The organism is Parazoarcus sp. PS-13 R2A (assembly GCF_057621855.1).
The window spans coordinates 15229-27996 of the sequence record NZ_JBYEXN010000024.1; the positions used below are offsets into that span (position 1 = coordinate 15229).

At 62.7% G+C, this 12768-nt stretch carries 11 protein-coding genes; 4 read left to right on the forward strand and 7 right to left on the reverse strand.

The window, feature by feature from the left end; translation table 11 throughout:
* Positions 1 to 56: 56 nt before the first annotated feature.
* Positions 57 to 1487 (forward strand): membrane-bound lytic murein transglycosylase MltF, encoded by a 1431-nt coding sequence (gene mltF, locus AC22G6_RS18410; protein WP_487367986.1) that lies wholly within the window; start codon positions 57 to 59, stop codon positions 1485 to 1487.
* Positions 1488 to 1497: 10 nt separating this feature from the next.
* Here the strand turns inward: mltF and serS are convergent, their stop codons facing one another.
* Complete coding sequence (gene serS, locus AC22G6_RS18415; protein ID WP_487367987.1) at positions 1498 to 2790, reverse strand: serine--tRNA ligase; 1293 nt, start codon at positions 2788 to 2790, stop codon at positions 1498 to 1500.
* 260 nt (positions 2791 to 3050) lie between these two features.
* On the opposite strand from serS, the gene AC22G6_RS18420 reads away from it, so the two are divergent.
* Positions 3051 to 3314, forward strand: a complete 264-nt coding sequence (locus tag AC22G6_RS18420) for a hypothetical protein (RefSeq protein WP_108947904.1) — start codon at positions 3051 to 3053, stop codon at positions 3312 to 3314.
* A gap of 34 nt (positions 3315 to 3348) precedes the next feature.
* Here AC22G6_RS18420 and AC22G6_RS18425 read toward each other — a convergent pair whose 3' ends face one another.
* The 4 genes from AC22G6_RS18425 to AC22G6_RS18440 all read right to left on the reverse strand — a co-directional run bounded on the left by AC22G6_RS18425 (position 3349) and on the right by AC22G6_RS18440 (position 8425).
* Positions 3349 to 4683 carry a replication-associated recombination protein A gene (locus AC22G6_RS18425; protein ID WP_487367988.1) on the reverse strand — a complete coding sequence of 445 codons (1335 nt, stop codon included), beginning with the start codon at positions 4681 to 4683 and terminating at the stop codon, positions 3349 to 3351.
* A 10-nt stretch (positions 4684 to 4693) separates the two neighbouring features.
* Positions 4694 to 5317: an outer membrane lipoprotein periplasmic chaperone LolA gene (gene lolA, locus AC22G6_RS18430; RefSeq protein ID WP_487368041.1), complete on the reverse strand. Its 624-nt coding sequence runs from the start codon at positions 5315 to 5317 to the stop codon at positions 4694 to 4696.
* A gap of 2 nt (positions 5318 to 5319) precedes the next feature.
* On the reverse strand, positions 5320 to 7611 hold the full coding sequence (locus tag AC22G6_RS18435) for a DNA translocase FtsK (RefSeq protein WP_487367989.1): 2292 nt from the start codon (positions 7609 to 7611) through the stop codon (positions 5320 to 5322).
* Positions 7612 to 7753: 142 nt separating this feature from the next.
* Positions 7754 to 8425 carry a Crp/Fnr family transcriptional regulator gene (locus AC22G6_RS18440; protein ID WP_108947901.1) on the reverse strand — a complete coding sequence of 224 codons (672 nt, stop codon included), beginning with the start codon at positions 8423 to 8425 and terminating at the stop codon, positions 7754 to 7756.
* A gap of 266 nt (positions 8426 to 8691) precedes the next feature.
* Between AC22G6_RS18440 and trxB the strand changes: the two genes are divergently transcribed.
* Positions 8692 to 9645 carry a thioredoxin-disulfide reductase gene (trxB, locus tag AC22G6_RS18445; protein ID WP_487367990.1) on the forward strand — a complete coding sequence of 318 codons (954 nt, stop codon included), beginning with the start codon at positions 8692 to 8694 and terminating at the stop codon, positions 9643 to 9645.
* Between the two features lie 21 nt (positions 9646 to 9666).
* On the forward strand, positions 9667 to 10710 hold the full coding sequence (locus tag AC22G6_RS18450) for a Smr/MutS family protein (protein WP_487367991.1): 1044 nt from the start codon (positions 9667 to 9669) through the stop codon (positions 10708 to 10710).
* 34 nt (positions 10711 to 10744) lie between these two features.
* On the opposite strand, the gene AC22G6_RS18455 is transcribed toward AC22G6_RS18450, so the two are convergent.
* Both AC22G6_RS18455 and AC22G6_RS18460 read right to left on the reverse strand, forming a co-directional pair.
* Positions 10745 to 11083: a P-II family nitrogen regulator gene (locus AC22G6_RS18455; RefSeq protein ID WP_108951141.1), complete on the reverse strand. Its 339-nt coding sequence runs from the start codon at positions 11081 to 11083 to the stop codon at positions 10745 to 10747.
* Positions 11084 to 11131: 48 nt separating this feature from the next.
* Positions 11132 to 12748, reverse strand: a complete 1617-nt coding sequence (locus AC22G6_RS18460; protein ID WP_487367992.1) for an NAD+ synthase — start codon at positions 12746 to 12748, stop codon at positions 11132 to 11134.
* Positions 12749 to 12768: the final 20 nt, after the last annotated feature.

Below are 12768 nucleotides of genomic sequence, written 5' to 3' on the forward strand. Positions count from 1 at the left end.
GATCAAACCAGCATTGCGCAACGCAGCACGGCTCACGGGCTGATTGCAGATCGGAGATGCTACGCGCAGAATCCGGCGACCTCATCGAGCAAACGACGCCCTTGCGCCTTTTCCTTCTGTTTCTTTCCACGCTGCTGCTTGCCGCCTGTGAGCCCCAGCCGCCAGCCCGCCTGCCCGACTTCCGGACGCAGGGCGAGCTGCGGGTCGCCACGCGGATAGATGCGATCTCGTACCGGGAGGACGAGGACGGCACGATCTCGGGTTTTGAGCACGACCTGCTGGAGCGCCTCGGCGAGTCGCTCGGGGTGCCTGTGCACTACGTTATCTACCCTGATGCAGCGCGGGCAATCGATGCTGTACTCAATGGCGAAGCCCACATGGCTGCAGCCGGGCTCGCACGCAATGATCGCTTCCCGTTGCGCTGGTCGGCACCACTGCGGGACGTCGAATATGTACTGGTCGGCACAGCGGGGAGTCCCGAGATCACGCGTGAAAGCGATCTCGCTGGACGCACGGTGACCGTGCGCAGGGGCTCGCTGTCATCGGAGACCATCGACCGCATCCGCAGGCGGGTTCCGACCCTTACCGCGAAGTACGCGGCACGCGAGGGCGATCAGGCGCTGCTCGCCCAGCTCGCAGAAGGCAAGCACGACCTCGTCGCGACCGACCGCGTCCATTACAGCGTGGCAGCCCAGATCGCGCCCGAACTTACCGTGGCCTACGAGTTGCCCGTCAAGAGTCATGTTGCCTGGGCCCTGCCGATCGAAGGTGACGGCGGCTTGGCCGGACACGTTACCACCTTCATTGAGGAGGCGCAGTCGGGCGGCCTGATTGCCCGCATCACCGACCGCTATTTCGGCCACGTACGGCGACTCGACGAACAGGACATCACCACCTTTCTTGCCCGCATTCAGGAGCGCCTGCCCCGCTACCTCAAGCACTTTCAGGATGCCGAAGCGAAGACCGGCATCGACTGGCGCTACCTCGCGGCCATGGCCTACCAGGAGTCGCACTGGGATCCGCTGGCGACCTCACGCACCGGGGTGCGCGGGATGATGATGCTGACCTCGGAAACGGCAGACCGCCTCGGGGTGAGCAATCGTCTGGATGCGCGCGAGAGCATCCTGGGCGGCGCCCGCTACTTTTCAATGATGGTGGACCAGTTGCCGGACGAAATTCCGTCTCCCGACCGCCTGTGGATGGCGACTGCGGCGTACAACCTGGGGATGGGGCACTTCAACGGCGCGCGTGCGATCGCTCGCCGGCTGGGCAAGGATGAAACTTCGTGGTGGGAGATGAAGTCCGTGCTGCCGCTGATGTCGCGGCCAGAGTATGCGGCGCGCCTGAAGTCGGGCCCCGCACGGGGTGGCGAGGCGGTCATCATGACCGAGAACGTGCGCAACTTTCACGACATTCTGACCCGCCTGCATGTTGTCAGCCCTACCCTGTCGGGCTCACCGCAACTGCGCTTGAGCCGACAGGAGTAGGCAGAGTGGCTCAGGCCCCAGGCGTGAGCACCTCGATACCACCCATGTAAGGGCGCAGCACCGCAGGCACTTCGACCGATCCGTCCGCGCGCTGGTAGTTTTCGAGCACGGCAACCAGGGTACGACCGACCGCGAGACCCGATCCGTTCAGCGTATGCACCAGTTCATTCTTGCCTTGGGCATTCTTGAAGCGGGCCTGCATGCGGCGTGCCTGGAAGGCTTCGCAGTTCGACACACTGGAGATCTCGCGATAGGTGTTCTGCGCGGGCAGCCACACCTCGAGATCGTAGGTCTTGGCGGCAGAGAAGCCCATGTCGCCGGTACACAGGGTGATGACACGATAGGGCAGTTCGAGCTTCTGCAGAATGGCCTCGGCGTGGCCGACCATCTCCTCGAGCGCGGCATCGCTCTGCTCGGGATGGGTGACCTGCACCATTTCAACCTTGTCGAACTGGTGCTGGCGGATCATGCCGCGGGTGTCGCGCCCCGCACTGCCCGCCTCGGAGCGGAAGCACGGGCTGTGGGCCGTCAGCTTGATCGGCAGCGCATCAACCGGCTGCACCTGTTCGCGGACGCTGTTGGTGAGCGAGATCTCGGCGGTCGAGATCAGATACTGCTCGGGACTCTCGTCGTCGCCCCCGCGCAGCACCCAGAACATGTCTTCCTTGAACTTGGGCAACTGACCCGTGCCGACCAGTACGTCGCGATTGACGATATAGGGCGTGTAGCACTCGGTATAGCCGTGCTCGCCGGTCTGCGTGTCGAGCATGAACTGCGCAAGTGCGCGATGCAGGCGCGCAATCTGGCCGCGCATGAAGGTGAAGCGTGAGCCGGAAAGCTTGGCACCGGTATCGAAGTCGAGACCGAGGGCTGCGCCCAGGTCGACATGGTCCTTGACCTCGAAATCGTAGGCAGCGGGCGTTCCCCAGCGACGCACTTCGACGTTCGCGGTCTCGTCCTCGCCCACCGGAACGCTTTCCTGCGGCAGGTTGGGGAGACCCGAAAGAAAGTCGTTGAGCTTCTCCAGCACCAGCGGCAACGCCTGCTCGCAACGCTTCAGCTCGTCGCCGAGCTGGCCGACCTCGGCCATGACGGCGGAGGCATCTTCGCCCTTGCCCTTGAGCATGCCGATCTGCTTGGACAGGCTGTTGCGCTGGGCCTGCAGGTCCTGGGTGCGGGTCTGGAGTTGCTTGCGTTCTTCTTCGAGCGCGAGGAAGGCAGCGGTGTCGAGTTGAAGCCCGCGCGTGGCCAGGCGGGCCGCCACCACGTCGAGCTGAGAGCGAAGCATCTGGATATCGAGCATCGGTTATTCCTGAAGCGGTTTTGAATCAAATATTTAGACAGGGTAGCTGAGAACTTGCTGTTGCTCAGGCGTCTAAGCCAAGGGCCAAAAAGCGAATTTCAAGATTGCACCAAAATGGTACAATGCACAAATTGATTATATAAAACAATCGCTTACAACACATTCAAAGCGTAAATTTTCTTGTAAATGAAACGCCACAGCATAAAATGGAATGGGGAAACAAAGCTGCGTCAGACAGCACACAACTGGAGGAGTAAAGGATGCTATCCATTCGAGACTGCCTGGACTACTGTGATCTCACTGAAGACGAAGTTGCCTTGATTGCCGAACATGAAGGCATTCCCGACTGTGCGGCCGCTCAGATGGCCTGCGGTCTGGTGCAGACCCCCGAAGGGGTCGTACTGTTGACGCGTTACATGCTCGACCTGATCGAGAAAGCCGACGCCCGTGGCGAAACCGACAAGGCCACGGTAGCGCGTGACCTGTGCTCGAAGTTCATGACCGACCACCCTCTGCCGCACTGAGTCTCTCCGCATCAAATCCATCATTTCGCAGTCGTCAGCGTGAAGTCTGCGCCGGGTCGGGTCGCGCGTTAGCGGCCTCGTCCAGGCGGCGCAGATGTGCGAGTTTGTCGGCGATCTTCGCTTCCATTCCGCGTGGCACCGGCTGATACCAGCCCGGCGCCGCCATGCCGTCAGGTAAGTAGTTCTCGCCCGCTGCGTAGGCTTCGGGCTCGTCGTGTGCGTAACGGTAGGTCTTGCCGTAGCCGAGCGACTTCATGAGCCGCGTCGGCGCATTGCGCAGATGCAGCGGAACCGGCTGCGAACCGGACTCGGCTACATGCTTGCGCGCAGCATTGTAGGCCTTGTACACCGCGTTCGACTTGGCCGCGCACGCCAGAAAAATGGCGGCCTGGGCAAGCGCAAGCTCGCCTTCGGGCGAGCCCAGGCGTTCGTAACTTGCACAGGCATTCAGGCAGATCTCCTGCGCCCGGGGGTCTGCAAGGCCGATATCCTCCACCGCCATGCGCAGCAGACGACGGGCGATGTAGTGCGGATCGGCGCCGCCATCCAGCATCCGGCACAGCCAGTAGAGCGACGCATCGGGGTTCGAGCCACGAATCGACTTGTGCAGCGCCGAGATCTGATCGTAGAAGGCCTCGCCTCCCTTGTCGAAACGACGCAGGTTGCGCGACAAGGCCTGATCGACAAACTCGGCACCAACCGGATTCACACCGGCCGTTTCGGCTGCAACCTGAATCTGTTCGACGAGATTCATCAGGCGACGCCCATCGCCATCGGCAAAGCCGACAAGGCGTTCGCGCGCAGCCTCGTCCACTTCAAGCTCGGGGCAGGCGATCAGGCGCGCACGTTCGAACAGGCCATTCATCGTCTCCGCATCAAGCGACTCGAGTACATACACTGCCGCACGCGACAGCAACGCGGAGTTGACCTCGAAAGACGGGTTCTCGGTGGTCGCGCCGATGAAGGTGACGAGGCCCTGTTCGACGAAGGGCAGAAAGGCGTCCTGTTGTGACTTGTTGAAGCGGTGTACTTCGTCCACGAACAGAATCGTGTGCCGGCCGCGCGCCTTGGCTGCCTGGGCCTGCTGTATGGCCTCGCGGATTTCCTTGACGCCCGAGAACACCGCGGACAGGGCCAGAAAATCGGCATCGAAGCCTTTTGCCATCAGACGCGCCAGCGTGGTCTTGCCCACACCCGGCGGCCCCCACAGGATCATCGAGTGCGGCTTGCCCGATTCGAAAGCCAGCCTCAGCGGCTTGCCCGGCCCGAGCAGATGACGCTGCCCCGCCACTTCGTCCAGCGTGGCCGGGCGCATGCGCTCTGCCAGCGGCACGCTTGGCGGCGATTGTGATTCGAAAAGATCGCTCATCGGCAGTGCGTCAGGGGGTACCGATCACGTCAGCACCGGCAGGCGGCACAAAACGGAAGCGCCCTGCGTCCTGCGCCGGGTTGGCCTGCAGGCGGGTGAAGCGAATAAGCGTGGTCTGACCAAAGTTGTCACGCAACTCCATGCGCTTGAGCTGGCCGTCGAGCAAACCGATGCGCATCGACTCGAAACTGCTCTCGGCCTTGCGCGGGCTGGCATCGACCCAGGAGAGGCCGTCGCTGTCGCCACCTTCGCCAAGCACGAAGTCCTTCTCCAGATCGCCTTGCCCGAACAGGATCGCCGCAGGCGTAGCGCCCAGCGCATCGCCGATCGGGCGTACCGTAACCTGATTGAGATCACGGTCCCACGACCACAGTCGCTCGCCATCGCCTACCAGCAGTTGCTGGTAAGGCAGTTCGTATTCCCAGCGGAACTTGCCCGGCCGTGAAAACGCGAAACGGCCCGCCGCCTGCTGCGGCTTGCGCCCCGAGCGCGCCACCACGGTCTGCTCGAATTCACCTTCCGCGCTGCGCGTCACCAAAACAAACTGGCGCAACTGGGCAATCGCGTCCGCCGCCAGTGTCGAACCGGCGGCAAGCGTCAGCACCATCGCCGCAGCGAGCTTGATAGCTTTCATATTCATTCGCCTTCCTTCGGCGGCACGATCACTTCGCGGTTGCCGTTGCTGCCCATCGGCGACACCAGCCCCGCCCGCTCCATCTGTTCGATGAGGCGCGCCGCACGGTTATAGCCAATGCGCAGGTGTCGCTGCACCAGTGAAATGGAGGGGCGACGGGTCTTGACCACGATCTCGACCGCCTGGTCGTAGAGCGCATCCGTTTCGGTGTCGCCACCCTCGCCCCCGCTGCCAAGCGCAGCCTCGAGATCGTCCTCGGGCGCAGCCAGAATCCCGTCGATGTAGTCCGGCGGCCCCAGACGCTTGAGGTGATCAACCACCTTGTGCACTTCCTCGTCGGCCACGAACGCGCCGTGCACCCGCACCGGCAGGCCCGTACCCGGCGCCAGATAGAGCATGTCACCCATGCCCAGCAGTGCCTCGGCACCCATCTGGTCGAGGATGGTGCGCGAATCGATCTTGCTCGACACCTGGAAGGAAATACGCGTCGGCACGTTGGCCTTGATCAGGCCGGTAATGACGTCGACCGAAGGACGCTGGGTGGCGAGAATCAGGTGGATGCCTGCTGCCCGCGCCTTCTGTGCCAGACGGGCGATCAGTTCTTCGACCTTCTTGCCCACCACCATCATCATGTCGGCGAGTTCGTCGACCACCACCACGATGTACGGCAGGGTTTCGAGCGGCTCGGGGCTATCCGGGGTGATCGAGAACGGGTTGGTCAGCGGAGTTTCGTTCTTGCGCGCTTCCACCACAGCCTTGTTGAAGCCCGCGAGGTTACGCACACCAACCGCTGCCATCAGCTTGTAGCGCTTGTCCATCTCGGTCACGCACCAGTTGAGCGCGTTGGCCGCGTGCTTCATGTCGGTCACAACCGGGGCCAGCAGGTGCGGAATGCCTTCGTAGATCGACAGTTCCAGCATCTTGGGGTCGACCATGATCAGGCGCACGCGCTCGGGCTCGCTCTTGTACACCAGCGACAGGATCATCGCGTTGATACCGACCGACTTGCCCGAACCCGTGGTACCCGCCACCAGCAGGTGCGGCATCTTTGCCAGATCGGCGACCACCGGCTGACCGCCGATGTCCTTGCCCAGCGCCACGGTGAGCGGCGAATTCATGTCGTTGTAGGCACGCGAGCCGAGAATTTCCGACAGACGCACGGTCTGGCGCTTGGGGTTCGGCAGTTCGAGCGCCATGCAGGACTTGCCGGGCACGGTTTCCACCATGCGGATCGACACCATCGACAGCGCACGAGCAAGGTCCTTGGCCAGATTCACCACCTGGCTGCCTTTCACGCCGACGGCAGGCTCGATCTCGTAGCGCGTGATGACCGGGCCAGGATAGGCCGCGAGCACTTTCACTTCAACGCCGAAATCGGCCAGCTTCGTTTCGATCAGACGCGAGGTAAATTCAAGCGCCTCAGGCGAAGGCGGTTCGCCATTGACCGTTGGCGGGTCGAGCAGGCCCAGCGGCGGAATCGCGCCGTCGCCGACATCGGTAAACAGCTTCTGCTGACGTTCTTTCTCGAGCCGTGGCGAACGCGGCACTTCGACCACTGCGGGCTCGATGCGGAGGGGCTGCGGAGGCGCCTGCTCGACCTTGCGCCGCCGGGTCTCGATGACCGCTTCACGCTTCTGGGCCACCTCCTGGCCAACGCGGCGGTCCTGCCAGCGCTTCCACATGGCCTGGGTGCCAAACACCGCCTGCTCTATCAAGCCGCCCATGCGCTCAGCGGCAGACAGCCAGGAGATGCCGGTAAACAAGGACAGGCCGGACGCCATCAGCGCCAGCAGCAGCAAGGTGCCGCCGGTGAAGCCGAAGTTGCGCTGCACGATCTGTCCGAACTCCATGCCGAACAGGCCACCGGGCGTGAGCGGCAAGGATGCGCCATGCGAATGAAAACGGAGAAACTCGAGCGCGCTGCTGGTCACCAGCACAACCAGAAAGCCCGCGAACACGAAGAAGAAGGAGCGGCGATCAAGCGTGAGCTGCTTCTTGATCCGCCGCAGCCCCCACATCAGTGCGTAGCCGAGAAAGACGAACCACCACCAGGCCGAAATGCCGTGGAGATAAAGCAGGAGATCGGCCAGCCATGCACCGAAGCGGCCGCCGGGATTGCTGACGCGCGATACCGCAGAGGCGTGGGACCAGCCGGGATCGGCCTTGTTGTAGCCCAGCAGCACCAGACCGATATAGAGCGACATCACGCCCAGAATCAGCCAGCGAGCTTCCTGCAACAACAGCGAGATTTTTTCGGGCAGAGGCTGGGAACGGGATGACGAGCGAGACAGCATCAGGAGGATCTGCAATCGGGACAGGAACGACGGACCCCGATTATATGCGATCAGCCGGCCCCGCCGCCCCCGATGTTGCCCCGCGAAACAAACTGGCACACTGCCAACGCCCGCCGGCGTGCCTCGGGACAGGTTTCGATACTCAGATCTCGCTCAGACGGTCACGCAGGATAATGCCCTGCGAAGTCTCTTCGATGAGCCCTTGCTGGCCAAGGTCCTTCATGACCCGGCTCACCATCTCGCGCGAGGCCCCGATCATCTTGGCAATGTCCTGCTTGGAAATCTTGCGCACCACAACCGTCTCGCCATCGACATCCTCGGCCATCTCGATCAGCAGACCTGCGACCCGGCCGTACACGTCCATCAGCGCAAGGCTTTCGATCTTTCGGTCCGCATTGCGCAGACGCTCAGCCAGATTGCACATGATGCGCCATGCGACTTCGAAGTTTTCCTGCATAAGCTGGCGGAAATCCTGCTTGGAGATCATCACCAGATCAGCCGCCACCACCGCCACCACCGAAGCCGAACGGGGCTGCTCGCCAAACATGCCCATTTCACCGAAGAGTTCGCCCTGCCCTAGGATGGACAGGATGACCTCGCGCCCGTCCTCGTCGCTGACCACCACCTTGAGGCTGCCGGTCAATACAAAATAGACGTAATCGGTGCGATCGCCCGCACGGACCACTGACTGCCCGCGCGGAAAACGCCGCATCATCGCAACACGCGCGACCGATGCGAGCACGTCGTCCGGAAAACCGACGAACAGCGGGAAGGTTTTGAGAGCAGTGATTGAAACCGAAGTAGCTTGACTCATGAAGTCTCCGTCTGGCGGGCGTTTGAACGGCAACGATCGTCTGAATTTATATGATGGGCGAGAGTATAAACGAATGGGTGGCAACGCTGCTCAACATGGGCCGCGCGACCATAGGCTCTTGCTCGTCACTCGCTGCGAGGCCGCCATGCCCGCTGCCTTCCACGCCCCGGCCTTCAATTGGCGGGGGCTATCGAATCGATTGCGCTGAGTGCTGCGGCCGGTCGGCTATAATTCGCGCCATTGCCAACTCGCTGGAACGCTACACAATGACCACCAAGCATGCCCGCCTGCTCATTCTCGGCTCCGGACCCGCAGGCTACACCGCAGCTGTCTACGCGGCCCGAGCCAACCTCAACCCGGTCATGATCACCGGCCTCGCCCAGGGCGGACAGCTGATGACGACCACCGAGGTGGACAACTGGCCGGCGGACGCAGACGGCGTAATGGGACCCGACCTGATGTCGCGCTTCCAGAAGCACGCCGAGCGCTTCAACACCGAGATGATCTTCGATCACATCCACACGGCGAAGCTGACCGAGCGCCCGTTCAGACTCATTGGCGACTCCGGCGAATACACCTGCGACGCGCTGATCATCTCCACCGGCGCCACCGCAAAGTATCTCGGCCTGCCGTCGGAAGAAAAGTTCGCCGGTCGCGGCGTGTCTGCCTGCGCAACCTGCGACGGTTTCTTCTACCGCAATCAGGACGTGGCCGTGGTCGGCGGCGGCAACACCGCCGTTGAGGAAGCACTCTACCTCTCCAACATCGCCAAGAAGGTCACCGTGGTCCATCGTCGCGAGAAGTTCCGCGCCGAGAAGATCATGATCGACAAGATGATGGAAAAGGTTGCAGCCGGCAAAATCGAACTCGTGCTCGACTCCACCCTCGACGAAGTGCTCGGCGACAATTCCGGCGTGACCGGAATGCGGGTGAAGAACGTAAACACCGGCGAGACGCGCGACGTGGCGCTGCAAGGCGTTTTCATCGCCATCGGCCACAAGCCCAACACCGACATTTTCGAAGGCCAGATCGAGATGGAAGGTGGCTACATCGTCACCGAAGGCGGTCGCAACGGCAACGCAACCCAGACCAGCATCAAGGGTATCTTTGCCGCAGGTGACGTACAGGATCACATCTACCGTCAGGCCGTAACCTCGGCCGGCACCGGCTGCATGGCTGCGCTCGACGCCGAGCGTTTCCTCGACGCGCTGGGTCACTGAGCCCGGGCCGCACAAGCGCCGATGGCACGCCAATCACGCCCGGCATCCGCAAGCACGAAAAAAGCGGATGCCGGCAAACGTGCAGACAACCCTTTCAAGGCCCTCGTGGCCCTGAGGGGGCGCACCGCACCGTCTGGCGTGCCTGCCGAAACGCCAAGAAAGCAAGCCCCGCCACCGGATGCAGCAACCGACGCCGACGATCTCGAGCTTTTTAGACGCTCGCAGGCCGGCGTCGCACCGCTGGCCAGGCAGGACCGCGCCGAAATCGACACTCCTCGCCCTGCCCCGGTCCCGCGCAGCAAGACGCCCGAGGCAGCGCCCGACCCTGCCCCCGCCCGCAAGACAGGCGACCCCTTGTACGCAGCGTATGCAGACGTCACGCCGATTGCTGACAGTGGCCGCGTCGTTCTCGGACAGGCGCCGAGTCGCCGCGTGTACACGTCGGATCAACCCGAGACCACAGACAAGGCCAGCCTTGCGTCCGGCGAATTGCCACCTGTCGTGCTGCCACCGGACGCCGACCTGTCCGATCCTTCCAAACTGTTCCGCCTCGCAGCACACGGTGCGCAACAGATCGACGACCGCAATCGGGTCGAGCTACCGACAAACGCCCCGGCTCCCGCACCACTCAAGCGCGAAGCCGACGAACGCGAGGCCTTGAGCGAATCGCTCTCCGCCCCGCTGACCTTTGAAGACCGCCTGGATATGGGCGATGAGGCCGCCTTCCTTCGCCCCGGCCTGCCCAGACGCGTGCTGACCGATCTGCGCCGCGGGCGCTGGGTGCTCCAGGGCGAACTCGACCTGCATGGTCTGACCCGTAACGAAGCACGCGATGCGCTCGCTCATTTTCTCGCGCACAGCCTGCAACAGGGCCGGCGCTGCATTCGGGTGATACATGGAAAGGGACTGGGCTCACCCGGACGGGTGTCCATTCTCAAACAACTCTCGCGCGGCTGGCTCGCTCAGCGCGAAGAGATTCTCGCCTTCTGCCAGGCGGGGCCGCACGATGGCGGCGGCGGAGCCCTGCTGGTGCTGATGAGGGCACCGAACGCAGCCCGTCGCTGAACAACCCCGGCAACCCGTGCCGGGGCAAGCCCGATCAGATGGCAGCTTCGTCGGTTTCACCGGTGCGGATGCGCACCACTTGCTCAACCGAGGACACAAAGATCTTGCCGTCGCCGATCTTGCCGGTCTGCGCAGCCTTGATGATGGCTTCAACGGTCTGTTCGACCAGGTCGTTGCCGATCACGATCTCGACCTTGATCTTGGGCAGGAAGTCGACGACATACTCGGCGCCACGATAGAGCTCGGTATGGCCCTTCTGGCGACCAAAGCCCTTCACCTCGGTCACGGTCAGGCCGGTAATGCCCACTTCGGACAAGGCCTCACGGACTTCGTCGAGCTTGAACGGCTTGATGATCGCTTCGATTTTCTTCATTTCATTCTCCTGGTTGGCGCCACGGCAAAGGCCATGACGCATGCGCGCTCAATATTCATCCTGATAGCGCGATGTTATCGGATAACGCCAATCCCTGCCGAAACCGCGCTGCGTCACGCGGATACCAACCGGGGATTGCCGGCGTTTGTATTCGTTGCGTTTGAGCATGCCCACGGTGCGCCGCACGTCTGCTGCAGGGTAGCCAGCGGCGATGATCTCCCGCGGCGACTCGTCACGCTCCATGTAGGCCTCGATGATGGCATCCAGCACCTCGTACTCGGGCAAGCTGTCCTGGTCGGTCTGATCCGGCTTCAGTTCTGCCGACGGCGGACGGTCGATGATGTTCTGCGGAATCACCTCGCCGACCGAATTACGCCAGTTCGACAGACGATAGACCAGCGTCTTGTAAATGTCCTTGAGTACCGCGAAGCCACCCGCCATGTCGCCGTACAGCGTTGCGTAGCCGGTCGCCATTTCGCTCTTGTTGCCGGTGGTCAGCACGATGGCACCGGTCTTGTTCGACAGCGCCATCAGGATCATGCCCCGAATCCGGCTCTGCAGGTTCTCCTCGGTCGTATCGGCCGGCAAGCCTTCGAACTGCGGTGCAAGCAGCGCTTCAAAGCCCTTCATCACCGATTCGATCGGAATCTCGTCATAGCGTACCCCAAGCCGGCGCACCATCTCGCGCGAGTCGTCGAGACTCATCTGCGCAGTGTAGGGCGAAGCCATCATCACCGCACGCACACGGTCTGCACCCAGCGCATCGACCGCAATCGCGAGCGTGAGCGCCGAGTCGATACCGCCCGACAGGCCGATGATCACCCCCGGAAAGCCGTTCTTGCCGAGATAGTCCCTAACGCCCACGCGCAGCGCTTCATACACCTCGGCCTCCGTCCCCGGCCGCTCGTAGCGGATATCCGACACCCAGCGTCCGTCGCGCAAGGCCAGGATATCGACCCGCTCCTCGAATGCGCTGGCCTGATAGGCGAGCGCTCCGTCAGCATCGAGCGCGAAGGAGCCACCGTCGAACACGAGTTCGTCCTGCCCACCCACCATGTTGCAATACAGCACCGGCAGGCCGGTTTCGCTAACCCGTTCGCGCAGGACTTCATGGCGCAGCGCCTGCTTGTTGACATGGTAAGGCGAGGCATTGAGCGACAGCAGCACCTCGGCCCCCGCCGCACGCGCAGCATCCGCAGGCCCCGGCGCCCAGACGTCCGCACAGATATTGATGCCCAGCTTCACGCCCTTCAGGCTGAACACACAGGCATCCGAACCCGCCTCGAAATAGCGCAGCTCGTCAAAGACTTCGTAATTGGGCAGAAGGTGCTTGTGATAGGTCGCGACGATCTCGCCATTCGTGATCACGGTGGCCGCGTTATAGCGTCGCTCACCGCGCTGCTGCGGATGGCCGACCACGACACACAGCCCGTCTGCGGCCTGCGCAATGCGCTGCAGTTCGCGATCGCAGGCGCGATAGAAGTCCGGGCGCAGCAGCAAGTCTTCCGGCGGGTAACCGGCAAGCGCGAGTTCTGGAGTCAACAGCAGATCGGCCCCCGCCGCGCGTGCGCGTGCGATGGCATCGATAATGCGGTCCGCGTTGGCAGCGAGATCGCCAACGGTGAAATTAAGCTGGGCAACAGCGATCGAAAGCGTGGTATTCATGGGATATAACTATACCGCGT